At 64.6% G+C, this 22596-nt stretch carries 22 protein-coding genes and 1 tRNA gene; 15 read left to right on the forward strand and 8 right to left on the reverse strand.

Going from position 1 to position 22596, the window contains the following annotated elements; genetic code table 11:
• Positions 1-3 precede the first annotated feature (3 nt).
• A complete protein-coding gene (locus A5750_RS22580) occupies positions 4-831 on the forward strand; it encodes an LLM class F420-dependent oxidoreductase (RefSeq protein WP_067266204.1) in 828 nt (275 codons plus the stop codon).
• A 2-nt stretch (positions 832-833) separates the two neighbouring features.
• Here A5750_RS22580 and A5750_RS22585 read toward each other — a convergent pair whose 3' ends face one another.
• The 3 genes from A5750_RS22585 to A5750_RS22595 form a co-directional block, all read right to left on the reverse strand.
• A complete protein-coding gene (locus tag A5750_RS22585) occupies positions 834-2279 on the reverse strand; it encodes a YdiU family protein (RefSeq protein WP_197505516.1) in 1446 nt (481 codons plus the stop codon).
• 39 nt (positions 2280-2318) lie between these two features.
• Entirely contained in the window at positions 2319-2888 is a 570-nt protein-coding gene (locus tag A5750_RS22590) for a hemerythrin domain-containing protein (protein WP_066952645.1), read from the reverse strand.
• A gap of 209 nt (positions 2889-3097) precedes the next feature.
• Positions 3098-3379 (reverse strand): WGxxGxxG family protein, encoded by a 282-nt coding sequence (locus A5750_RS22595; RefSeq protein WP_067265793.1) that lies wholly within the window; start codon positions 3377-3379, stop codon positions 3098-3100.
• A 316-nt stretch (positions 3380-3695) separates the two neighbouring features.
• Between A5750_RS22595 and A5750_RS22600 the strand changes: the two genes are divergently transcribed.
• The 3 genes from A5750_RS22600 to A5750_RS22610 all read left to right on the forward strand — a co-directional run bounded on the left by A5750_RS22600 (position 3696) and on the right by A5750_RS22610 (position 6542).
• Positions 3696-4658: a hypothetical protein gene (locus A5750_RS22600; protein WP_066952228.1), complete on the forward strand. Its 963-nt coding sequence runs from the start codon at positions 3696-3698 to the stop codon at positions 4656-4658.
• A gap of 242 nt (positions 4659-4900) precedes the next feature.
• The gene (locus A5750_RS22605) at positions 4901-5824 is read left to right on the forward strand and encodes a CoA ester lyase (protein WP_067265803.1); all 924 of its coding nucleotides are present in this window, start codon (positions 4901-4903) and stop codon (positions 5822-5824) included.
• A gap of 19 nt (positions 5825-5843) precedes the next feature.
• A complete protein-coding gene (locus A5750_RS22610; protein WP_067265805.1) occupies positions 5844-6542 on the forward strand; it encodes a DsbA family protein in 699 nt (232 codons plus the stop codon).
• Here A5750_RS22610 and A5750_RS22615 read toward each other — a convergent pair.
• On the reverse strand, positions 6539-7822 hold the full coding sequence (locus tag A5750_RS22615) for a DUF222 domain-containing protein (protein ID WP_369829497.1): 1284 nt from the start codon (positions 7820-7822) through the stop codon (positions 6539-6541). The genes A5750_RS22610 and A5750_RS22615 overlap by 4 nt on opposite strands.
• A 45-nt stretch (positions 7823-7867) precedes the next feature.
• On the opposite strand from A5750_RS22615, the gene A5750_RS22620 reads away from it, so the two are divergent.
• From A5750_RS22620 to A5750_RS22630, 3 genes are read left to right on the forward strand one after another with little or no spacing between them, the layout of a single operon-like run.
• Complete coding sequence (locus A5750_RS22620; protein ID WP_066952235.1) at positions 7868-8224, forward strand: DUF488 domain-containing protein; 357 nt, start codon at positions 7868-7870, stop codon at positions 8222-8224.
• Positions 8225-8244: 20 nt separating this feature from the next.
• Complete coding sequence (locus A5750_RS22625; RefSeq protein ID WP_067265808.1) at positions 8245-9123, forward strand: LLM class F420-dependent oxidoreductase; 879 nt, start codon at positions 8245-8247, stop codon at positions 9121-9123.
• On the forward strand, positions 9120-9737 hold the full coding sequence (locus A5750_RS22630) for a GNAT family N-acetyltransferase (protein ID WP_066952647.1): 618 nt from the start codon (positions 9120-9122) through the stop codon (positions 9735-9737). The genes A5750_RS22625 and A5750_RS22630 overlap by 4 nt, the downstream gene beginning before the upstream one ends.
• 1 nt (position 9738) lies before the next feature.
• Here A5750_RS22630 and crcB (A5750_RS22635) read toward each other — a convergent pair whose 3' ends face one another.
• Positions 9739-10122 (reverse strand): fluoride efflux transporter CrcB, encoded by a 384-nt coding sequence (crcB, locus tag A5750_RS22635; protein WP_067265811.1) that lies wholly within the window; start codon positions 10120-10122, stop codon positions 9739-9741.
• On the reverse strand, positions 10119-10514 hold the full coding sequence (crcB, locus tag A5750_RS22640) for a fluoride efflux transporter CrcB (protein WP_066952241.1): 396 nt from the start codon (positions 10512-10514) through the stop codon (positions 10119-10121). Before crcB (A5750_RS22640) ends, crcB (A5750_RS22635) begins: the two co-directional genes overlap by 4 nt.
• A gap of 104 nt (positions 10515-10618) precedes the next feature.
• Here crcB (A5750_RS22640) and pgm point away from each other — a divergent pair, with 104 nt between their 5' ends.
• The 5 genes from pgm to A5750_RS26000 all read left to right on the forward strand — a co-directional run bounded on the left by pgm (position 10619) and on the right by A5750_RS26000 (position 19349).
• Positions 10619-12247, forward strand: coding sequence for a phosphoglucomutase (alpha-D-glucose-1,6-bisphosphate-dependent) (gene pgm / locus A5750_RS22645; protein WP_067265813.1), 1629 nt, complete (start codon positions 10619-10621; stop codon positions 12245-12247).
• 92 nt (positions 12248-12339) lie between these two features.
• Positions 12340-13509 carry an MFS transporter gene (locus A5750_RS22650; RefSeq protein WP_067265816.1) on the forward strand — a complete coding sequence of 390 codons (1170 nt, stop codon included), beginning with the start codon at positions 12340-12342 and terminating at the stop codon, positions 13507-13509.
• A 53-nt stretch (positions 13510-13562) separates the two neighbouring features.
• Positions 13563-13635, forward strand: a tRNA-Ala gene (locus tag A5750_RS22655).
• 555 nt (positions 13636-14190) lie between these two features.
• Positions 14191-18483 (forward strand): AAA family ATPase, encoded by a 4293-nt coding sequence (locus A5750_RS25585; protein ID WP_156664388.1) that lies wholly within the window; start codon positions 14191-14193, stop codon positions 18481-18483.
• Positions 18480-19349 (forward strand): hypothetical protein, encoded by an 870-nt coding sequence (locus A5750_RS26000; protein ID WP_156664389.1) that lies wholly within the window; start codon positions 18480-18482, stop codon positions 19347-19349. Before A5750_RS25585 ends, A5750_RS26000 begins: the two co-directional genes overlap by 4 nt.
• On the opposite strand, the gene A5750_RS22660 is transcribed toward A5750_RS26000, so the two are convergent.
• Positions 19294-20520, reverse strand: a complete 1227-nt coding sequence (locus A5750_RS22660; protein WP_067265819.1) for a site-specific integrase — start codon at positions 20518-20520, stop codon at positions 19294-19296. The two genes, A5750_RS26000 and A5750_RS22660, sit on opposite strands and share 56 nt — an antisense overlap.
• Positions 20517-21176 (reverse strand): hypothetical protein, encoded by a 660-nt coding sequence (locus A5750_RS26005; protein ID WP_156664390.1) that lies wholly within the window; start codon positions 21174-21176, stop codon positions 20517-20519. The genes A5750_RS22660 and A5750_RS26005 overlap by 4 nt, the downstream gene beginning before the upstream one ends.
• Here A5750_RS26005 and A5750_RS22675 point away from each other — a divergent pair.
• From A5750_RS22675 to A5750_RS22685, 3 genes are all read left to right on the forward strand, one after another.
• Complete coding sequence (locus tag A5750_RS22675; RefSeq protein WP_067265830.1) at positions 21175-21396, forward strand: helix-turn-helix domain-containing protein; 222 nt, start codon at positions 21175-21177, stop codon at positions 21394-21396. The genes A5750_RS26005 and A5750_RS22675 overlap by 2 nt on opposite strands.
• A complete protein-coding gene (locus A5750_RS22680; RefSeq protein WP_067265834.1) occupies positions 21393-22241 on the forward strand; it encodes a pilin in 849 nt (282 codons plus the stop codon). Before A5750_RS22675 ends, A5750_RS22680 begins: the two co-directional genes overlap by 4 nt.
• A 114-nt stretch (positions 22242-22355) precedes the next feature.
• Positions 22356-22586, forward strand: a complete 231-nt coding sequence (locus tag A5750_RS22685; RefSeq protein ID WP_156664391.1) for an AlpA family transcriptional regulator — start codon at positions 22356-22358, stop codon at positions 22584-22586.
• The last annotated feature ends 10 nt before the right edge of the window (positions 22587-22596 follow it).

Genomic DNA, 22596 nt, shown 5'->3' on the forward strand with positions numbered 1-22596 from the left:
ACCATGGGCGTAGGCGTACTGACATTCGTAACCGATGAGGGCATTGGCCCGATGGAGCTGGGGCAGGCGCTCGAGCAGCGTGGATTCGAGTCGCTGTTCCTCGCCGAGCACACCCACATTCCGGCGGGCGACGCAACCCCGTACCCGGCCGGCGGTCCCATCCCGCCGAAGTACTACCGCACCCTGGATCCGTTTGTGGCGTTGACCGCCGCGGCCGCCGTCACCGAGCGGCTGGTCCTGGGCACCGGCATCGCGCTGGTGCCCCAGCGCGATCCGATTCACACGGCCAAAGAAGTGGCGTCGCTGGATCTGGTGTCGCGAGGACGGTTCCGATTCGGTGTCGGTGTGGGCTGGTTGCGCGAAGAGATCGCCAACCACGGCGTCGATCCCGGGGTCCGAGGACGAGTGGTTGACGAACGACTGGACGCGATGGTCGAGATTTGGACGCACGAAAAAGCGGAATTTCACGGCGAATTCGTAAACTTCGACCCGATCTACAGTTGGCCCAAGCCGGTGCAGAAGCCCTACCCCCCGCTGTACTTCGGCGGCGGACCCGCGGGGTTCAAACGCATCGCCAGGCTGCATGCCGGCTGGCTGTCGATGACACCATCGGCGCAGGTTTTGGCGCCGCAATTGGAGCAACTGCGCGACATGGCCGGTCGGGACGTGGCGGTGATCAGCTTTCACGGCGGCGCGCCGACGGCGGAAGAGCTTGAGGGCTACCGCGCTCTCGGGTTGCAGCACCTGCTGGTTGAACTGCCCACCGAGCCTCGCGACGAAACCCTTCTCCGCCTCGATGAGCTGCAGGCTGAATTCGCGAAACTCACGTAACGCTAAGTGCCGCAGAACGTTTGATACTTACCGAAGTCCTCGGGGGCCGGATTGGCGTAACGTTCCAGCCCCACTCGCTCTTCATAGGGTGCGGTGACCGCGGTGAGGAGCTGGTCAAGTGGACCGAGGTCGCCCGCCGTGGCGGCCGCCAGGGCTTCCTCGACCAGATGGTTGCGCGGAATGTAGATCGGGTTGACCCGATCCATGGCGTCGGCGTCGGGGCGCAGGGTGTGCCACCGCGACAGCCACGCGTCGAACCCGGCGAGGTCGATAAACAAGCCGCGCGCGGGTTCGGCATCGCCTCGTGCCGCGCGGCCGAGGTGGCGGAAGAACGAGGTGTAGTCGACGTGGCTGGCCTTGAGCAGGGCGAGCAACTCGTCGCAAAGCGCGTTCAGCTCTTGGGCGTCGACGTCCGCGGACAAACCCAATTTGGCGCGCATTCCGGACGACCACACGGCGTCGTATTCGCGCTGGAAGACCCCGAACGAATTCTCCACGAGCGCGACCCCCTCCTCGACATCGTCGGACACCAGCGGAAGCAGCGTCTCGGCGAATCGGGCGAGATTCCAGCCGGCAACGAGGGGCTGGTTGCCGTACGCGTAGCGCCCCCAGAAGTCGATCGAGCTGAAGACGGTGTCGGGGTCGTAGGCGTCCATGAAGGCGCACGGTCCGTAGTCGATCGTTTCGCCGGAGATCGTCATGTTGTCGGTATTCATCACCCCGTGGACGAATCCGGCCAGCATCCAGCGCGCGATGAGCGCTGCCTGCACGGCGACCACCCCTTCGAACAACGCGAGGTAGGGGCGTTCGGCGTCCGCGGCGCCGGGGTGGTGGCGGGCGATCGCATGGTCGGCGAGGCGGCGCAGCAGGTCGGCGTCACCGGTGGACGCGGCGAACTGGAAGCTGCCCACCCGCAGGTGGCTGCTGGCCACGCGCGCCAGCACGGCCCCGGGCAGCTCCGCCTCACGCAGCACCGGGCGGCCGGTCCCCACGACGGCCAGCGATCGCGTCGTCGGCACCCCGAGCGCATGCATCGCCTCGCTGACGATGTACTCGCGCAGCATGGGCCCGACGGCCGCCAGGCCGTCCCCGCCGCGGGCGAACGGCGTCGGCCCCGAGCCTTTCAGGTGGATGTCGCGCAGCCGCCCGTCGCCGTCGACGAGCTCGCCGAGCAGCAGCGCGCGTCCGTCACCAAGCCGGGGGACGAAGCCGCCGAACTGATGCCCTGCGTAGGCCTGGGCCACCGGAACGGCGGTGCTGGGGACCAGGTCGCCCACCAAGAAGCGCATCCCATCCGGACTTCGCAGCCAGCCGGCGTCCAGGCCGAGTTCGGCGGCAAGCCGGTCGTTGAGGGCGAGCAGCCGCAAGTCGGCGGGCGCCTCAGCTTTCCAGCGGACGGCCATCTCCGGCAATTCGCGGAAAAACCGGTCCTGTAGAGCGACGGTCATATCCGGGGCGACACTCACCTCAACTAGCCTACGGAAGTCCTACGAGCCCAGGGCCTGTCCGATGAGGTCGCGGGCGCGGTCGAGCATCGACGCGAACGGGCCCAGAGCGAAGTTCAGCTTGGCCGATTCCACGCCGGGATGCGGGTGGGTAGGCGCGATGGCCTGGGCCGCCCGCACCGCCGCACCCATCCGCTTGAGGTCGGCGTCGTCGACCTCGCGTTGCAGCACGGGGAACTCTTCGCTCTCCTCCTGCTTGGCGTGGTCGAGCACGGCCTCCCGGAGCTTGGTGACCTCGTCGATGAACTCCTTCGAGGTGACGTCGAGCTTCTCGATGCTCGACAGCAGCTCCTTGGCGTCGTGCTCCTCCTTGAGCCGGGCGTCGACGATCTCGTCACCGGCGTCGGCCTCGCGGCGCACGCGCGGGTGCACCACCATTTCTTCGGCTGTCTCGTGGACGGCCAGCAGCTGACGCAGCGTCGAGAACGGCTTCTCGCGAGCCTGCGGATCTGACGCGTGCAGCACCTCGTCGAACATGTCCTCGATGAGGTTGTGCTGCGCTTTCAGAAATGCGACGACTTCGTCGGGCGATTGGACAATCATGTCGGCCATCGCCATACCTCGCTGTTCTCTCGGGGGATTGGGACTCGCACTATGGGCTGTGTGCGGCTTGACGAGGCATACCCGCTGTACAAACCCCTAAACGAGGCCTCGCGGGCGCGGGCGGAATCGTTTGAAGCACAAGCAATTTCTGTTCGGGCGCCGAGCCAGATCCCCGCCAGGCGCGGCGCCTGACGGGGATCTGAAGCCGAGCGGAGGAACTAGACGCGACGGTCGCCGGTGGCGGCTGGTCCGACGCCGGTGCTGGTGACGGCGTCCTTGCGGCGCTTCAGTCCGGCGAGTCCGCCCAAGCCGAGGAGGCCGAGCAGGCCCCACAGCCCGGTGTTGTCGTTGTGTTGGCCGTTGTTGTTGTTGTCGTTGTCCGCCAACGTCGTTGTGGTGGACGTCGGTGCGGGAGTGGTTGAGCTGGCGGCGTTGGCGACGCCTGCCCCACCGAACAACAGCGCCCCGGTGGCCGAAACGATCGCAATGGTCCTACGCATGTGTACTCCTAGCGGGTTTGCCTCGGTCGAAGCCCTGAAGGGTGCCGAGACACATTTGAAGGACCAGGGTGCTCTAGTCCTCGCGGAAAGCGACGCTCCACCGAAGCGGCGGCGTGGCAAAGCATGGCTACCCCGGAGGGCAGGCGTGAAACTCTCGCAGGGGCATCGACTTGTTTGCTCCGCCGGGATGCCCTCGCCGTAAAAGCGATCTGGATCACATGGCGGAGGCCATGTTATTTGCCGCCGCCGGAATGGGTAGCCCCAACAGAGGCGCTTTCGTGCCGATCCAACAATCAACGCAGGAGGCGAATTTTTGATGACTTCATCGGACAAGACGACGGTGCTGGCGCAGTTGCGTGCGCTTCACCAGCTGACCAACACGGAGATCCAGGTCGCCGAAACGCGCATCGCACAAGCGCGTACCGAGGCAGTCGAGCGCGAGCTGACGCAGAACGCGTCGAACGGGCGCGAGCGCTCCGAGGCCATAGAGAAGGCGATCCGTGAGCTCGGCGGTGTCCCGGACATCGTCGGCCCCTTCCTGGGCCGCGCCGCCGCTGCGGTCAAAGCACTGACCGAACAGGCCCAGCCGTTCGACGAGGCGCTTCTGGGTGACCTGGCGCTGGAGGACCAGTTGCTGGACCGCGCCCGCTACCTCAAAGCCCTGGCCGTCGCGGCGCAGCTTCCCGAAATCGAGAGCCTGGCGACGCGGCTGATCACGGCGCATTCGGCGACCGTCGATTGGCTGACGACCGTGCTTGCCGAGGATGCGCTTGGTGGCCCCGCCGCGTTGCGCCGGACACCGCTGCAGGCGGCGGCCGGTACGGCGGTCAAACTGGTGAACCTGCCGGTCGAGTGGTCGGTCCGGGGTGTGGACAGGGCCGCGGACGCGCTGCGTTCGGCCAGGCCGACCTTCAACGAGCTGGTGAGCCGGGGCGCCTACGCCGGTGACGTGGCGACCCGCGCCCTCGCGGCGTCGCGGAACGCCGCTCTCGAGGCGGCCGAAAGGGTCACCCGCAACGAGGGGGCCCGGCAGACGGCCGATGCGCTGCACGCGGCACGCGCCGCAGTAGGGGTGCTCGACGCCGACGAGCTGCCCATCGCCAACTACGACGAGCTCAACGTCAGCGAGGCCGTCGCCGAGGTGAAGGACCTCACCAACCCGAGCGACGTGCGGGCGATCATCGCCTACGAAGAGGCGAACAAGAACCGCCAGCGGGTCGTGTCGGCCGCACAGACGCGTGTCGCCGCGATCGCGCAAGAGGTCGTCGGCATCAACTAGTCGATCAGGCGAATCTGCAAGGCCGCCCGGGCGAGTTCCCTCCGCCCGGGCGGCCTTCGTCGGTCGAGGCGAAGATGCAGTAAAGCAAAGGGTTCCCCGCCGCTGGGCGTCGTCGGGCGTGCCGCGCGCCCCGGGCGTCTTGGCTTTCCCGGGGCATGCCCGACCGCCCGTTTGGAGATATCGCTACGGTTAAGGCACTAACCCCACGTTGGCGATTACGAAAGACGGCTGATCAGCTAAAGATGTACGACCAGGTCAATAGCAGCGCGACGGAGCCCGACGACGTCATCGGCTACCGCATCGATCCCGTGTTGGCCCGGAGTTGGCTCCTGGTGAACGGTGCCCACGCCGACCGGTTCCAGTCCGCGGCACATTCCCGGGCCGACATCGTCGTACTCGACATCGAGGACGCCGTCGCGCCGAAAGACAAGCACACCGCCCGCGACAACGTGGTGAGTTGGCTGGGCGCCGGCAACACCGACTGGGTCCGCGTCAACGGCTTCGGCACCCCGTGGTGGGCGGACGACCTCGCCGCGCTGGCCGGCACTCCGGTGGGCGGGGTGATGCTGGCGATGGTCGAATCGGTGGACCACGTCACCGAGACCGCGCAACGGCTGCCGAACGTGCCGATCGTGGCGCTGGTGGAAACGGCCCGCGGGCTGGAACGCATCACCGAAATAGCCGCGGCGAAGGGCACCTTCCGGCTCGCCTTCGGCATCGGCGATTTCCGCCGCGATACCGGTTTCGGGGAAGACCCGAGCACGCTGGCCTACGCCCGGTCGCGCTTCACCATCGCCGCCAAGGCGGCCAGCCTGCCGAGCGCAATCGACGGACCCACGATCGGCTCCAACGCTTTGAAACTCATCGAAGCCACCGCCGTCTCCGTGGAGTTCGGGATGACGGGCAAAATCTGCCTGACCCCGGATCAATGCGCCGTGGTGAACGAGGGCCTGTCGCCGTCGCAGGACGAAATCTCTTGGGCCAAGGAGTTTTTCGCCGAATTCGAACGCGATGGGGGAGAGATCCGCAACGGCTCCGACCTGCCGCGGATTGCCAGGGCCACCAAGATCCTCGAGCTGGCTGGCGCCTACGACATAGAATCGTCGGAATTCGACGACGAAGAACGGGATCATTCCCCCGCGCCGTCGGACACCTATCACTACTGAGCGGCGGAACGGGTCCGAGATGAGCATTGTGGTGGACTTCCATTTCGACCCGATGTGCCCTTTCGCCTACCAGACCTCGTTGTGGATCCGCGACGTTCGCGAGCAACTGGGCATCACCGTCGACTGGCGATTCTTCAGCCTCGAGGAGGTCAACCGGTCAGAGGGCCAGAAGCACCCGTGGGAGCGGGAGTGGTCGTATGGATGGTCTTTGATGCGCATCGGGGCGCTACTGCGCCGAACGGACATGTCGCTGCTGGATCGCTGGTACGCCGCCATCGGACATGAACTGCACACGCTAGGCGGCAAGCCGCACGATCCCGCGGTTGCCCGGCGCTTGCTGAGTGACATCGGCGCCGAGGCGTCGGTTTTCGATGCGGCGTTGAGCGATCCGACAACCCACGACGAGATACACCGCGACCATCAACGGGTGATCGATGCCGGCGGCTACGGGGTGCCGACCCTGTTCCTGTTGGGACAGTGCCTCTTTGGTCCGGTCCTGGTGGATCCGCCAACCGGGCCGAAAGCCCTGACGCTGTGGAATGTCGTCACCGGCATGGCCGAGTTGCCCCACGTCTACGAGCTGCAGCGGCCCAAGTCCGCGGCCGATGTCGAGCTGATCGGTCGAAGTCTGCGTCCCTACCTCGATGGGCGCGACTGGGTCAGCATCAATCGCGGTGAGGTCATCGATGTTTCGCGGTTCACCGACCAAGGGACCTAGGCCGCATGCCGCGCGAGTGACACTCCGATGCGGATTTCCACCTTGCTGACCGTGATCGCGGGGGCGCGCGGCGGGGCCGTCGATCGGTAGCTCTTGCCGGTCGGCGTCGTGAATAGTGCTCTATGGGTGTGGTTTTCGTCGACACCGGTGCTGACCCGCCAGCCCGCGGCTTCCTTTGTGTAGTTGCAGCTTTCGCACAGACCCAGACCGTTGTCCGCGGTGGTCGGGCCGCCGTCGGCCCACGGCTGTGCGTGGTCGCGGTGCCTGATCGGCGCGCCGCAGTACGGTGTGCGGCAACGCTGATCGCGCAGCCCGATGAAAGTGGCCAGCCCGCGGGGAAAGATGCGTGCCCGCGACTCCATCGCCACCAGCGCTCCGGCCCGGGGGTGCGTATAAAGCCTGCGCAGCGTCGCGCGCGAACGTCGGTCGGTGACAGCGCTGCTGACCATCGCGCGCGCGACCGCCGCGGGGATGGGACCGTAGCCGGAGATGTCGGCCGGCGCATCGTCACCGCCGAGCAGCGTCTCGTCCGATAGCACCAAGTTGACCGCGATCGGAGTCGGGACCGTGGCGCTGCGGCCGGTGACCCTTTCGACCAAGGTGTCTGCCATCACCTGTCCGCGTGAGCGCCCATCACCGCGGGCATCCGCTTCGCGCCGCAGCGCGGCGTACACCGAAACGCCCTGGGCCACAGGGAGTAACGCGGTGAGGTACGTCATCGTGTCGGGCGCCGGCCGAATGGTGACCGTGCGTTCCTGCTCGGCCTTGGCCGCCCGCTCGACGACGGCGTGGGGATCCAGCCGGTAGGCGATTGCTTTCGCGGCCGCGGCCACTCGCGCGTCGCCCATGCCGGCCAGGCTCGCCGGGTCGGCGCACAGTTCCGCGTCCAACGCGCGGCGGTCCTCGACGTCCAGGCAGGCGCTCTCTCGCACGATCAGCGTCGCGCGCCACTCAGACAGCGCCCCGCATTCCAGCGCCGCCAGGGTGTGCGGCATCTCGTAGACGAGGGCCTTGGCGAAGCCGAGATGCCGGCCGCCCCGCGCGGGGGAATCGCGCCGCGCCAGTGCGACCTCACCGGCCACGCCGCGTCCTCGCCGCGCGGCGGGCACCCCTGCCGCCGCTTCGGAGGCACGACGGGCCGCGTCCAGGGCGGCAGCCGCTCGGGCCTGTTCCGCGGCGGCCGCGCATTTGACCGTCTCCAGCTCCGCGATGCGCTCTATCAGCGCCGATTCGTCGGCCGGCGGGTCACCTTCCGCCAATTCTTCGAACGTAAGTTCGATAATAAACGGGGTCACTGACACGCGTGCGTGGCTACGCTGGCGAGTATGAGCGCCAAGAGTCGGATCCGGGTGGCGCGAGTCTACGAAGACGTCACCCCAGACGAGGGTCAGCGCGTGCTGGTCGACAGAGTCTGGCCGCGCGGAGTGCGCAAGGAGGACCCGCGGGTGGGTATCTGGTGCAAGGAGGTCGCACCTTCGAAGGACCTGCGCGAGTGGTATCAGCACCGGCCCGAACGATTCGACGAATTCGCCTCGCGGTACAGGGCGGAACTGCGGGGTAACGCGGCGCTGGAGGAGCTGCGGAGGCTTACCGGGCGCGGTGTTCTCACCCTGGTGACCGCGACCCGCGATACGGACATCAGCCAGGCGGCCGTTCTCGCGGAGCTGCTGAAAAGCCGCTGAACGCGTGAGACGATCGGGCGATGCGGCTGGGATTGCACGCCCTGGGAATCGGTGCCGGCGCCGACCGCGCGGTGATCGATGCCGTCGCGTCAGCGGCGGACGACCGCGGCTTCGCCACGCTGTGGGTCGGCGAACACGTCGTCATGGTCGACCGGCCCGCCTCTCCCTATCCCTATTCGGATGACGGCGTCATCGCTGTTCCCGCACAAGCGGATTGGCTTGATCCGATGATCGCGCTGAGCTTCGCCGCCGCCGCCGCCTCGTCTCGGATCGGACTGGCGACGGGCGTGCTCCTGCTGCCCGAACACAATCCGGTGGTGGTGGCCAAGCAGGCCGCCAGCCTGGATCGGCTCAGCGGCGGACGGTTGGCATTGGGCATCGGTGTCGGGTGGTCGAAGGAGGAATTCGCCGCGCTTTCAGTGCCTTTCGCCCATCGCGGAGCGCGGACCGCCGAATACGTTGCGGCGATGCGCGCGTTATGGCGTGACGACGTCGCTTCGTTCGACGGTGATTTCGTCTGCTTCGATGCCATTCGTGTCAACCCCAAGCCGGTGCACGATCGTCGGATCCCGATCGTGGTTGGGGGCAATAGCGATTCGGCGCTGCGCCGGGTGGCGACGTGGGGAGACGGCTGGTACGGGTTCAACATCGACGGCGTCGGGGCCGTCCGGGACCGCATCGCCAAACTGGAGCAGCTGTGTGCCGAGGCGGGGCGGGATCATGGGCAGCTGCGGCTGGCGGTGGCGCTGCGCGATCCGGGCGTTGCTGATATCGGCGCCCTCGCCGAGTTGGGCGTTGACGAATTGGTTCTCGTCGCAGCGCCGCCGGACCGGCCCGATGCGGCTGCCGAATGGGTCTCGGAGCTGGCAGAGCAGTGGACGATGGCGGCACCGGCATGAGCGAGGCGGATCCCCTACTGCCGCGGGAATTGACCGACATCCCCGACGAGGTGCGCGCCGTCCCGCCGCCGCCGATACCCACATTGCCCGAGCCGTACGGTTTGCGTCTCGTCGACCCGGACGCCGACGCCGAGATGATCGCCGAGTGGATGAACCGGCCGCACCTGGTGGAAGCGTGGGAGTCCGCGTGGCCGATGACGCGCTGGCGTAATTATCTGCGGGCGCAGCTCCGAGGCGGCTTCTCCCGCCCACTCATCGCGACGCTCGATGGAACGGACCGCGCTTACATCGAATTGTACCGAGCGGCAAAGGATTCCATCGCCACCCGGTACGATTACGATGCGCACGATCTGGGTCTGCATGTCGCGGTGGCCGATTTGGATTACATCAAGCGGGGACACGTCAGTTACCTGCTGCCGCATTTGGTGGGCAGCATCTTGGGCCTTGATCCGCGATGTCGGCGCATCATGTTCGATCCCGACCACCGCAATGTCTTGGCGCGCAAATTCTGCGAGCGGGGCGGCTGCGCCTTCCTCGGCGAGCACGACATGTCGAACCGGCGGATGGCGCTCTATGTGCTGCCCCGGACGCCCGACGACGTTCCCCAGGGGTGACTCAAAGCCGCTCGGCAATCGACTGCGCGAGGAGCGCCGCCGCCTCACCCAGCACGACGCTGACGACGATGTTGGCGAACGCCGCGCGCACCTGTCGCTCCTCGCCGAGCCGCTGAGTTTCCAGCATCCAGGTGGAAAACGTGGTGTAGGCGCCGACGAAGGCGGTGCCGGCCAACAGGGCCGCCTCCTTGCTCAGCACCAGGCCGCCGAGAAATCCGAGCAGCGCAGCGCCGCTGATGTTCACGACCAGCGTGCCGAACGGAAAGGATTGGGCGACCCGGCGGGCCACCGCGCGGTCGACCACAAAGCGCAGCACCGACCCGACGCCGCCGATCAGCGCGACCCCAGCCCATACCGCAGCCGTCGTGACCGCGCCCGCCGTCATCCGCGGATCCGTACCCGGCGCACCAATTTGGTGGCCAAGTGCACCGCCAGCAAGCCCAAGGTGATGCTGGTGAGGGTGTAGCCCGCGGCCAGCGTCCAATGGCCGTGCTCGATCATCCTCAGCGTCTCGACCTGCATCGTGGAGAACGTGGTGAGCCCGCCGCACAATCCGGTGCCCAGCAGGGGGCGCCGGTAACTCGACAGCGGCAATCGCTCGAGCAGTCGGGTGGTGAAGTACCCCAGCAGGAAGGCGCCAACGATGTTCACCGTGAACGTCGGCCACGGCCATTTCGCTGGATCACCCGCGGCGAGCGTGCCCAGGCCGGCCCGGGCGAGGGAACCCAGCGCCCCGCCGGCGAAAACCGCGGCCAACTCGCGATAGTCGTGTGCCACGCGCGATCCCTTTCCCTTGCCAGGACTTACCGGTAAGTGAATCCGGGACGTCAGAAAAGTACCTGACAAGTCAGCGAGGTGCGCCACGGGCAGAATTGAGAACCATGGCCCACCCCCGCGCCGGTCAGCCGGCCCAGCCCGAAGACCTTGTCGATTTGCCTCACCTGGTGACGGCCTACTACTCGATCCAGCCCGATGCCGACGACGTCGCACAGCAGGTGGTGTTCGGCACGTCAGGCCACCGCGGGTCCGCGCTCAACGGGGCGTTCAACGAGGCCCACATCCTCGCCATTACCCAAGCCATCGTCGAATACCGCACCGCCCACGGCACCACCGGACCGTTGTTCATCGGCCGTGACACGCATGGCCTTTCCGAGCCGGCCTGGGTGTCGGCGCTGGAGGTCCTCGCGGCCAATGATGTAGCGGCCGTCATCGACTCCCGCGATCGCTACACCCCGACACCGGCGATCAGCCACGCGATCCTCACCTACAACCGTGGCCGCAGCGAAGCGCTGGCCGACGGGATCGTCGTGACGCCGTCGCACAACCCGCCGTCGGACGGCGGCTTCAAGTACAACCCGCCCAACGGCGGCCCCGCGGATACCGACGCGACGAACGCAATTGCCAAGCGCGCCAACGAAATTCTCCGTGACGGCTCCGGGGTGAGGCGGGTGCCATTCGCGCGAGCGCTGCAGTCCGTCCAGCGGCACGACTACCTGGGCAACTACGTCGACGACCTGCCCAACGTGGTCGACATCGATGCGATCCGCGCGGCCGGCGTGCGGATCGGGGCGGATCCGCTCGGCGGGGCGAGCGTCGACTACTGGGGTGAGATCGCGCAGCGGCACCGTCTGGACCTGACCGTGGTCAACCCGCTGGTCGACGCGACGTGGCGGTTCATGACGCTCGATCACGACGGCAAGATCCGGATGGACTGCAGTTCGCCCGACGCGATGGCCGGGCTCATCGCCAACCGCGACCGCTACCAGATCGCCACCGGCAACGACGCGGACTCCGACCGGCACGGCATCGTCACCCCGGACGCCGGCCTGATGAACCCGAACCACTACCTGGCGGTGGCCATCGACTACCTGTACACGCACCGGCCGTCGTGGCCGGAGGGCATCGCCGTCGGCAAGACGGCGGTCAGTTCGTCGATCATCGACCGGGTGGTCGCCGGCATCGGCCGCAAGCTCGTCGAGGTGCCCGTCGGGTTCAAGTGGTTTGTCGACGGCCTGATCGGCGGCACCATCGGGTTCGGCGGCGAGGAATCCGCGGGCGCGTCGTTCCTGCGGCGCGACGGCTCGGTGTGGACCACCGACAAGGACGGCATCATCCTCGCGCTGCTGGCCTCCGAGATCCTGGCCGTCACCGGGTCCACGCCGTCGCAGCGGTACCAGCAGCTGACCGCCGAATACGGCACACCCTTCTACGCGCGGGTCGACGCACCCGCAGACCGCGACCAAAAAGCCCGGCTGGCCAAGCTCTCGCCCGAGCAGGTGACCGCGACCGAGGTGGCCGGCGAGCCGATCACCGCGAAACTCACCGCCGCGCCCGGCAACGGCGCGGCGCTGGGCGGATTGAAGGTGACGACCGCCAACGCATGGTTTGCCGCGCGGCCGTCCGGCACCGAGGACGTGTACAAAATCTACGCGGAATCCTTCAATGGCCCCGAGCATTTGGCGGAGGTGCAGGAAGCCGCGCGCGAGGTGGTTAATAAAGTCATTGGGTGACTCTTTCCCCCAGGCTTACCCGTTCGCGAGAATGTGGTTCCCGTTCTCCGCGGCTGCCGCGCGAAGTCTGGATCCTGAGCTGGGCGAATGTCATGGTCGCGCTGGGCTATGGCGTCATCTCGCCGGCGATGCCCGCTTTCGCCCATACCTTCGGGGTCAGCATCAAGGCGGTGACTTTCTTGGTCACCGTCTTTTCGTTGAGCCGGTTGTGTTTTGCCCCGGTGAGCGGGGTGCTGGTGCAGCGGTTGGGCGAGCGCCGGATTTACATCGGTGGTTTGCTGATCGTGGCGTTGTCCACCATCGCGTGCGCGTATTCGCAGGCCTATTGGCAACTACTGGCTTTCCGGGCCATCAGCGGCATCGGCTCGACGATGTTTTACGTCTCGGCGTTGGGGCTGATGATCCACATCAGCCCGCCCGATGCGCGCGGACGGATCGCCGGGTTGTTCACCACGTCGTTCATGGTGGGCGCGGTCGGCGGCCCGGCCGTCGGCGGCCTGACCGCGGGGTGGGGGTTGACCGCGCCATTCATCGTGTACGGCATCGCGATGCTGGGGGTTGCGGCGGTGTTGTTTTATGGCCTGCGGCATTCGGAGCTCGCCGCGCCCCGTCCGCCGACACGGTCCACGGTGACGATGCGCCAGGCGCTGCGATTCCGCGCCTATTGGGCAGCGCTGTTGGCCAATTTCGCGACCGGCTGGGCGGCGTTTGGGCTGCGCGTCGCGCTGGTGCCGCTGTTTCTCTCCGACGTCATGGGCGAAAGCGTCGGAATGATCGGGGTGGCACTGGCGGCCTTCGCGGCCGGCAACGCCGTGGCCGTCGTTCCCAGCGGCTACCTGTCCGACCGGATGGGACGGCGCACGTTGTTGATCATCGGCCTGGCGACGTCCGGCGTGGCGACCGCTGCACTGGGAATCGTGTCGTCGTTGCCGGCGTTCATGGTCGCCGCGGCGGTATCCGGTGCGACCACAGGCGTTTTCATGTCGCCGATGCAGGCCGCGGTGGCGGACATTCTTGGCAGCGAGGCGCGCGCTGGAATGCCGGTGGCGGCGGTGCAGATGCTGTCCGATCTGGGTGCCATCGTCGGCTCCGTGACGGTCGGTTGGGCCGCCGAGGAATTGAGCTTCGGTTGGGGCTTCGGCATCAGCGGGATTGTCCTGGTGATCGCCGCAGCCGGTTGGATTCTGGCGCCGGAAACGCGGACGCTGATCCATCCGGAGCACGGCTTGGCGGAGCCCCAGGCGGACGGCGAGGCGGCCTGAACAGCAACTTTGAACCAGGGTGGCGGTTGGTGTAGCTTCGATTGGCACGACTTGGGGCTATGGCGCAGCTGGTAGCGCACCACACTGGCAGTGTGGGGGTCAGGGGTTCGAGTCCCCTTAGCTCCACTTGGTAAACTTCCTGGTCAGACCGCCTTGAGCTCTTTGCTAACAAGTACCTTGTTGCGTTCAAATGTCCTAACTTTGTCCTAGAAACAAATCTCCTTCGCGATATTCGGGAAACCGCGGCTCTCAAGGCAGAGAACTCATTCGGTCGCCAAAGGCGGTCCGAGAGGTGCAAGGGAACTTCTATCGACGAACCGATATCCTCTGTCGGTTGGAGCAGCCGACTGCGTCGTTCGATGGCCGCGGATGGGACAGAAGCGTCCAGACCTGCGAGTGGTAGGCCCGAAGGCGGGTATAACCTATGCCCGAGACGAGACGGCTATCACACCTTGCTGGGTGCACTTCGGAAGTAAGGTTCGATCCCTCCCGGGCCGGCACCCGAATGGATGGGAGCCTTCCGGGGGTCGCTGCAATTTCCTCGTCTGATGCCAGTTTCAACGCTATGTTAAGCGCGTGCAGGGGGCGAATGGGGGGCCAGAGGGCACCGCACTCATTGTTGGTGTATCCGAGTTCGGTACGGACCTTGACTCACTGGATGCGAGCTCCGCAGCAGCGTTGATGGAACAGATCGGCCGATGCGGCCTCCCTATCGAATGGCACGATAACCCCACCGCCAACTTGTTGCGCGACCGGTTGCGATCTGCATCTGAAGAACCCTATTACATGGTCCATCTAATTACCCATGGCGTGGCCAGCCCTGTTTCACAGGGACTTTGGGCTGCCGGCGCAGGGGCTTCGTGCGACCCCTTCAGCTCGCGGGAATGGGTCGACCTTCGAAGCTGGCTTAGCGAGTGCATTAGCAATGGGGCCTCGCATACCAACTTGCTTGTCTTCCTTGATGTCTGCTACTCCGGCAATGCGGCGCGCTTTGATTTCGTCGATGAAGGCCGCCGCAAGGTCTACGTCTTTGCAGCGACAGAGCCCGGTCAACTCGCGTTCCAGGCAAGGTTTACTCGAGCAGTGACGAGGATCTTCCAGAGGCTCGCCAACGGAGATGACTTTGGTGCCCACGCCACTAACCCGTTCATCTCGCTTGGGCTCATACGTAACGCGCTTGCAGCAGAATTAGATTCGATATGCAAGTCCGATAGAGCGATCATAGTGCAGCGCCTCGTAACAAGCCGTCACGAACTACTACACGAACACACCCACCCCGCGTTCCCCAACCCTAGCTATGGGAGATTCGGCACCGAGCGTGGATTCGTCGAGCTAGCGAAAAAAGAGCCGGCTTTGGCGGATAGCGCTGATCCCGTACTTGGTGGTGGACATTTCCTTCTGCGGGCCTCGGGTGCTGGCTCTAGCCAGGCAACGTCCGGGATCCACTTCGTTGGACGTGAGGAAGAACTGCATCGCCTTGTTGATTGGCTGGACTGCGATAAGCCAGATGGCTGCCTCAGAATCGTTACCGGGAGTCCGGGCATGGGTAAGTCAGCTCTGCTGGGCGTTGTCGTCTGCCTGGCCCACCCAATCCTAGAGCCCTTCACCTACCGCGTTGAGCAGCGATTCGTAACTCGACCATATCGACGAACACTCGGACAGTTTGCGGCTGTACATGCGCGCAACCGGGATTTACGTGAGTTGGTGCTTTCACTATCTCGCCAGTTGAACCCTGATCAACCTGTTGACCGGCCCGACGATCTAGTCGCCATACTACGCTCGCTGCCGGCCCCACCCGTCGTCGTTATTGACGCGCTAGACGAAGCTACTGACCCTGAAGGAGTCCACCTGCGCCTCCTTCAGCGTCTGATCACCGAGCGTAAGCCAGGTGGCCACGGCGTCTGTCGACTATTGGTCGGCACGCGAGACGAGTCTCGTTTCGCCACGCTGTTCGTCCATGCAACCGCTAGTGCAGTACTTAACCTCGACACTTTCGATCCAGACACACTGCGCAACAATATTGTTGACTACGTTGTGAGCCTCCTTCGGGAACATGCTCCGCATTGGACGGGAAGCCGGATCCCATCAGCTTTCGCCGAGGCAGTCGCCGACAAAGTTATTCCCTTGCCAGGCGACGGGATCGATGTCGGTCCGTACCTCTTGGCGCAGCTCCACACATATAGAGCGGCATCCCAATCAGTACCGATGTCGCCCGGGGCTGCGGCGAGGCTGGGCGGCGCCGCTCCGCAGTCGGTGGAGGAGGCATTCGCGGTTGAGTTTGAGGCGAAGGGCGACGATCCCGAAGACGCTTGGGTAAAACCAATCTTGACTGCATTCGCCTTCGCGGAAGGCACCGGCATGCCCCTTGGGCATGCGAGATCAATCGCTCAAGAATTCAACGACTCGCCCCTGCCCGACTGCAGCGATGTTCGATTGCGAGACGTCCTCACAAGCCGAGCCCGGTTCTACCTTCGTACTGATGTCGATGACGATGGCTCCGCGCTATATGCGCTTTTCCATCGAAGCCTGCAACAGCATCTTAGGGGCTCAGTCCCCGATGGTGTAGAAGCATCCTTTGCCGCACTTCGGCAAAGCCTCGGTTACGGCACCGGAAAACCAGACTGGCGCAACAGGTCAACGCCTTACATTCGGCGCCACTTTGGCCAGCATGCGATTGCTGCGATCGCCTACGACCGTGTCGTGACCGACCCGAGCTATCTGGCTTACGCCGAGCACACAAACATTGTCCGCGACCTCAGGCATGCGCGCTCTCCCGGCGCGCGGTCCGCTGCTGCTATCTACCGTGAATCGATTGCGCATCACGCTGTCTCTGCACCCCAGCAGCGACTCGAGCGCATCGCATTGGATTCGGCAAGGCTAGGTAACAGCGAGCTGAATTCTGAAGTCACGACGGTTTCAGAAAGCCCAGGCGTCACCAGATGGACGACACGTGTTGCGATGGACGACAGAGCACCATTGCTCGACCAACTTGATGAAGACTCGGCAAGCAAGGCAGTCGCTTGCGCCGAAGTCAATGGCCACCAAATCGCGGTTACTGGTGGCTCAGACGGCGCGATCAAGACATGGGACCTTGCGACCGGCGCCATGCTGATGCGTGAACAACGTGCAGGGGCCGTTGAAGCGATCGCTTGCACGACTGTAGGCGATCGCCCGATCGCCATCACGGGTTCAGATAAGGGCGAATTGCTTGTATGGGACCTCACTCGCCCGGAAGCTCCTTTCCTCGGGACGCTACAGGGGTGCAACACAGCGGTGAGGTCTATCAGTTGCCGTAACGAAGATGGGATGCCGATCGCGATTACAGCAAGCGATGGCGAGTCAATTTTGATGTGGGATCTTCGCAACTTTGATATGAGCCCAATGGGAGACGCAGGCCATGCCAAAGGAGTACGGGCGGTGGCGTTCGGGGATCTGCTTGCAGAGTCGATCGTGGTCTCGGGCAATAAGGATGGGCAGGTGCATGTCTGGGAGTTGTTCGGCGGGCGCAAGGGTCTTCGAAAGCTCGAGAAGCTTACTGAACACAAATCGGCGATTCGGGCTATTGCATGTCGAAGCGACGATCTTGATGACTACGTGATTTCAGGTGACGAAGCGGGAACCGTTATATCCTGGGAAGCTTTACCTCCGAGTGAGAAAAGTTGGAATTCATATTGGTTCAAGGGATATACGGCCAGAAACTGGCTACGTGCACGCAGGCTCTACTCCGCCGGCTCTGCGGTCCGCGCTATTGTTTGCGGCCCCAGGGCGAAAGACCCGTTCCTCATCATTCATGAAGACGGCACCGCGAGGATCTGGTGGCTCGGCGCCAAAGCACGCTCGGATCGCAGGCGCATCGATGACGGTGGAGCGATCGCCGCGGCTGCGTGCTGCACACTCGACGATGCGTCGGTCGCTGTAACGGTAAGCGAACGAGGTACTCGACTTTGGGGTTTGACAACTCCGTCGGCAAGACATACGCGACGATCCTCCGGTGGCGGTCCGATCCACGCGGTTGTTTCAGGAACCCTCTTCGGCGAGCCATTCCTTGTGACAGGCAGCGACGACGGCGCAGTTCGATTGTGGTCCGTCCGCAGTTCCGACGAACCTGTCTTGGCGAAGACGACCGCGCCGAACCGAGGCGCGGTACGCCGATTGGCACTAAGCAGACGTAACGGACGACCCGTGGCGGTATCCATCAGTTCTCGGACCGCCAGACTGTGGGATCTCGGCGATGCCACTGCACGTCACCCGAAGCACTACCTGCGAGAATTTCCGAATCTTCGCGGAAGCATGCATGCGGTGGCGTGTGGGTCGGTGGGCGAGCGTCCCGTCGCGATCATAGGAGGAAGCCGCGGCGTCGTAAGGGTGTGGGATATCGGCGACCCCGAGCAACTTGTGTGGCAAGATCTGCCCGGGCACGAGGCACCAGTACAGGCCATCGCGAGTGTAACGATAAATGGCCAGTGCGTAGCCGTCTCCGGCGCAAGTGACGGCTCAATGAAGGTGTGGTATCTAGGTCCTCGAACCGAGTCCTTGAGCATGACACTGCCCGACCACGCCACGGGTGTTGAGACTGTTGCATGCACAAACGCTGGCGGGGATCCATTGTTCGTGACCGGATTTAGGGACGGCTCGGTCAAGGTATGGAAACTCGGCCGTAGAGGGCCGGGCTCGGAACAGTTCGAGCCGAACATGTTATTAGGCCACTTTTCTCGCCACGCTGGCGCGGTAACAGCGGCGGCCTGCGGCACTTTGGATGGAGCTCCCGTGGCGGTTACCGGGGGCACGGACAACATAGTGAGGGTATGGATGCTGCCTGACGGCGAGCTTCTCGGTGAGCATGAATTTCCAAGCGATATCTCTAGCATTGCGATCACGCGAGGCGCACTGGCTGTCTGCTATCGACCAGACCTTGCGGTGTTGAACTACCGCGGGTTAGATCAGGCGACTGAAGAGGATATGAAGGGATCGTGAGCGCGGATATCGTTGCTATTCATGGTATTCGGAACTATGCGAAGCGAAGCCCCGATGATGCTGCAACTCGTCTGGCTGCAGCATGGGCGGTAGAGCTGGGCTTAGCGCCCCAGCAATCGGACAGGATCGCCGCGGCGTATTACGCGCATCACCTTCGACTTGGGAACCAAGGTCCGGAAGACGACTTGGACGCCTTGGATGTGTCACTCGGTGGGTTGCCGCGGCAGCTTCTGGAAACCTGGATGGCTGAACTGGGCTGGGAGAGTACTGCTTCACAAGGGGGTGCCTTCGCTCCGATGCGACAATTGGCCAGTTCATTTGTCGAGCGGTATGGAGTGGACCGCCCGATCGTTGATCGCTTCCTGACAGCCTTCCTCGCCGAGGTTGTCGTCTATTTCCATCCCACCGATCCGACTCCGCGGCAAGCGGTCAGATCTACGGTTGGGTCAACAATCAGCATGCATCGACCGCGGGTAGTGATAGCGCATTCGCTCGGTTCTGTCGCATCCTACGAAGCCCTTTGGCAATACCCTGAGCTGAATGTCGAGCTTCTGATTACGATCGGCTCCCCGTTAGCATTCCCCGATCGAATCTTTCCGCTGCTTCAGCCCAGACCGACAGACGGCCGTGGCCATCGGCCGCCAGGCGTGAGGCGGTGGGTGAATGTTGCCGACACAGCCGATCTTGTCGCGCTGCCCAGACACCTCGATCGCTACTTCAACGGCGTCGAGCAAAACCTGGAACTCTCTGTCGGCCGGTTCTGTACACATTCGTCTGGCACTTACCTGAGAGACGCAAGAGTGCGAAGCCTCATTGAGACTGCGCTTGGGGAGTCGCGCCAACCGATCTCGCATTCCGACTACTAGACAACGAGAACACTGCTGACGCGGCGGTCAGGCGTTCGTCGGTGACCCGACCGTAGACCGCCTGAGTCATCCGTTCGGTGTGACCGTGCCAAGCCGCGACGACATCGGCGGCGATACCCGCTGCGCGCATCCGCGAGATATTCGAGTGCCGCAGCTTGCCCAGCGTGATCGCCTTGAGGCCAGCGGCCGCGCGCTGGGCGGCGAACTCGCGGCTGTAGTCGCGCACCGGCAGCGGTGTCCCGTCAGCCCGCGAGAGCAACAGTTCGGCGCCGGCCAGCGGTCGGCCGACGGCCAGGCGCTCGCGTAGGTGCACCGCACGCATGGCCTTGAGCATCGACAATTCACGCGGCGGCAGCGGCAGATCGCGGGCACTGCGGTCGGTCTTGGTCGGCACGATCCTATCGTGCCCGTTGACGTCGACCCGAGCCTGTCGGATGCGCAGCGCGCCGGTTTCGAGATCGACGTCCGACCACCTCAGCCCGCCGACCTCCTCGCGGCGCAGCCCGAGCAGCGTAAGCGCGAAGCACCCCGCGAGGCGATGCAGGGCAACGTGGTCGAGAAACGCGCCCATCTGCTTCGGTGACCAGATGTCATCGGCGGCGGTGGCGGTGATCGCCTTCTGCTCGGGTGAGTCGAGGTCCGCCGAGGGGTCGTAGGTGAGCCAGCGCATCCGCTTCGCGTGCGCCATCACCGACTTGAGCCGGACGATCGCGCGGCGCTTCGTGGCCGGGGCGAGTGCCTTGCCGCCCTTGCCATTGAGCGAGGCCGACCAGTCCGCAAGCGCAGCGGGGCTAAGCTTCTGGACCGGCACCGTGCCGAACGCCCGGCGGGCATAGGCCAGCGACTCGCGGTCAGCGCGCACGGTGTTCGGCCCGATGGACGAGTCGGCCTCGCGCAGCTTAAGCCAGTGGTCGGCGACCTCGTCGAAGGTCTGGGTTGACTTCGGTGCCCACGTCGCCGAGGCCCACTGCTGGCGCTGCTCGGTCACCCAGTCCTGCGCCGCCTTCTTGGTGGCGAACACCTTGGTGGGCCGAACCTGCTTGCCAGTCACCGGGTTACTGCCGAGGGTGGGCCGGGCGCGCCAGCCCTTGCCGTTCGGTAGCCGCTTGATCGAGTTGTCGGTGCGGTCACCACGTTTCGTGGCCCGGGCCTCGGTCGTCTCGTCGGTCATCGTCGGTTCTCCTGGTCGGTGATCACTTCTCGTTGTTGCGGTTGACGCCCTTTGGGCAATGGCTCGTCGTTCAACCAACCTTCGGCCTTGGCGCGCTTGAGCAGTCGGTCGACGGATGTCTTGCTGACGTGCAGCTGTTCGGCCACGTATGGGCGCACGGACAATCCCAAAGCAAGCGCCTTATTGGCGTGCTGCGCGGCCTCGAAGGCCGTAGGGACGGGGTTGTCGGGCTGGCTGAAGGTTTCGGCGACGTCGCCGACGAACGCTATGTTCCCGCCCCACCGCTCGATCCACTGCGCGGCGCTGTGAGCCAGACGGCGGAGGGGTACCGCCCGAATCGCGTCGTAGTCGACGGTCTGATTGTCGTCCGCGATCATCGTCAGCTCCGTCAACCGCGGGCCAGTTCGCTTGGATGTCGATACCCGCACGACGAACGTAAACGGGAAATCATGCAACCGTATGCGTACCCGGCTATTGGGATCCGGCGGTGGCCCGATACCGAGCGGGCCGCTGGAACGGTCGCCGTGGTCTGCTTCTCCACTCTTGACCGACTCGACATCACCGCGCTGCGGCTTGCGGGAGTCACCATCAAGATTTTTCATCCTGGTGACTTTACAGACTGGATAGTCACCATACAACTCGTACTCTGAGAACATGGAAACTAGCGCCACGGCCACGAACGCCCCCACATTGGACGAATTACGAAGTGGCCCTGCCACTCTCAGTATCGAGCAGGCCGCTCGCTACCTCGGCGTAAGCCGGGCTTACGGCTACGCGATGGCGCGTGAGGGGCGACTGCCCACGATCAAGCTCGGCGAGCGGCGCGTTCGTGTGCCCGCGCTGGCGCTGCTCAAGTTGCTGGAAGGTGCCGCGTGAGCGCGCCGCCGGGGGCGCTGACCGAAACCAGTCCTGGCCAGACAGATCGGGTCGCCGAGATCTTGGCGAGAATCGCCGCAGCGCCGACGCAGGCGGATGATGACATCGGCACCACCGACGGCGCGGCCGTACTTGTCCACGAGGCTGCCAACCTGGCCGTCCAGACAGCCTGTGGAATGACCGTTGAGCAAGCCCGTGAACTCACCGATGAGATCAAGGTGGACGAAGCCACCCTGTGGGACAAGGTCGTCCGCGCCTACACCGAAAGGGCGTGGCAAATCCTGGGGTACGAGTCGTGGGACACCTATTGCGCCGCCGAGTTTCGATCGGTTCGGTTGCGTCTGCCAATGGAGGAACGTCGGGACGTCGTGTGCTCCCTGCGTGAAGCCGGGCTGTCCATTCGGGGGGTCGCGTCAGCCATCGGGATCTCCGATCAGACCGTACAGCGAGACCTCAAGAATTCTGGTGTAGTGAATCACTACACCTCACCGGATGAGTTTGATGATCCGAGCGACGACGAGGTGGTCGAGGCGGCACCCGATCTCAGAGTGACAGGCACGGACGGCACGGTGTACCCCAGGTACAAGCCTGCCCCCACACCGTCTCCCGGCGGTAATTTCGCCTCCGTACTCACGCCGGTACGCAAAGCGTTGCGGGAAGTGCCGGACAAGGTACAGCGGTTCAATCAATTCACCGAAGACGAACTGTTCCGCGCTTGGTTCGCTGAAAAAGATAGTCGTGTCACAGATATCCGGCGCGAGATCACCAGGGCCATTGCGCAGTTGCAGATGATGGACGAGCGGATTCAGCAGATAACCGCGGAACGCCGAAATACCCACGGGTAGAACGCATAACAACATCAATAAGTCAGCCGCAGCCTTTAGAGAACTCTGCATCGTGGCTCCGTAACGTCGACAGAGGCAACCACATCGACCCTAAGAAGAATGGAGATGCGCCCGATGACCGCCCTCACCGTCACGTTCACCAACCCCGACGCTCTGTTCCTGCCTAGTCACGTAGCCGAGCACCGGCACATGTCCGAGAATGCCTTGGCCCAAGAGCGTTTCGCCGGGACCGGCCCCTGCTACGTCAAACTTGGCCGCCGCGTCTACTACAGGGCATCTGATCTAAAGGCGTGGCTGGACGCCAACCTCATCAAGCCGGAACCGTCACTGCCGCAACGTGACTGATGCTAATTCA

The sequence above is a fragment of the Mycobacterium sp. 852002-51613_SCH5001154 genome (assembly GCF_001667425.1).
In the GTDB taxonomy this organism is placed as follows: domain Bacteria; phylum Actinomycetota; class Actinomycetes; order Mycobacteriales; family Mycobacteriaceae; genus Mycobacterium.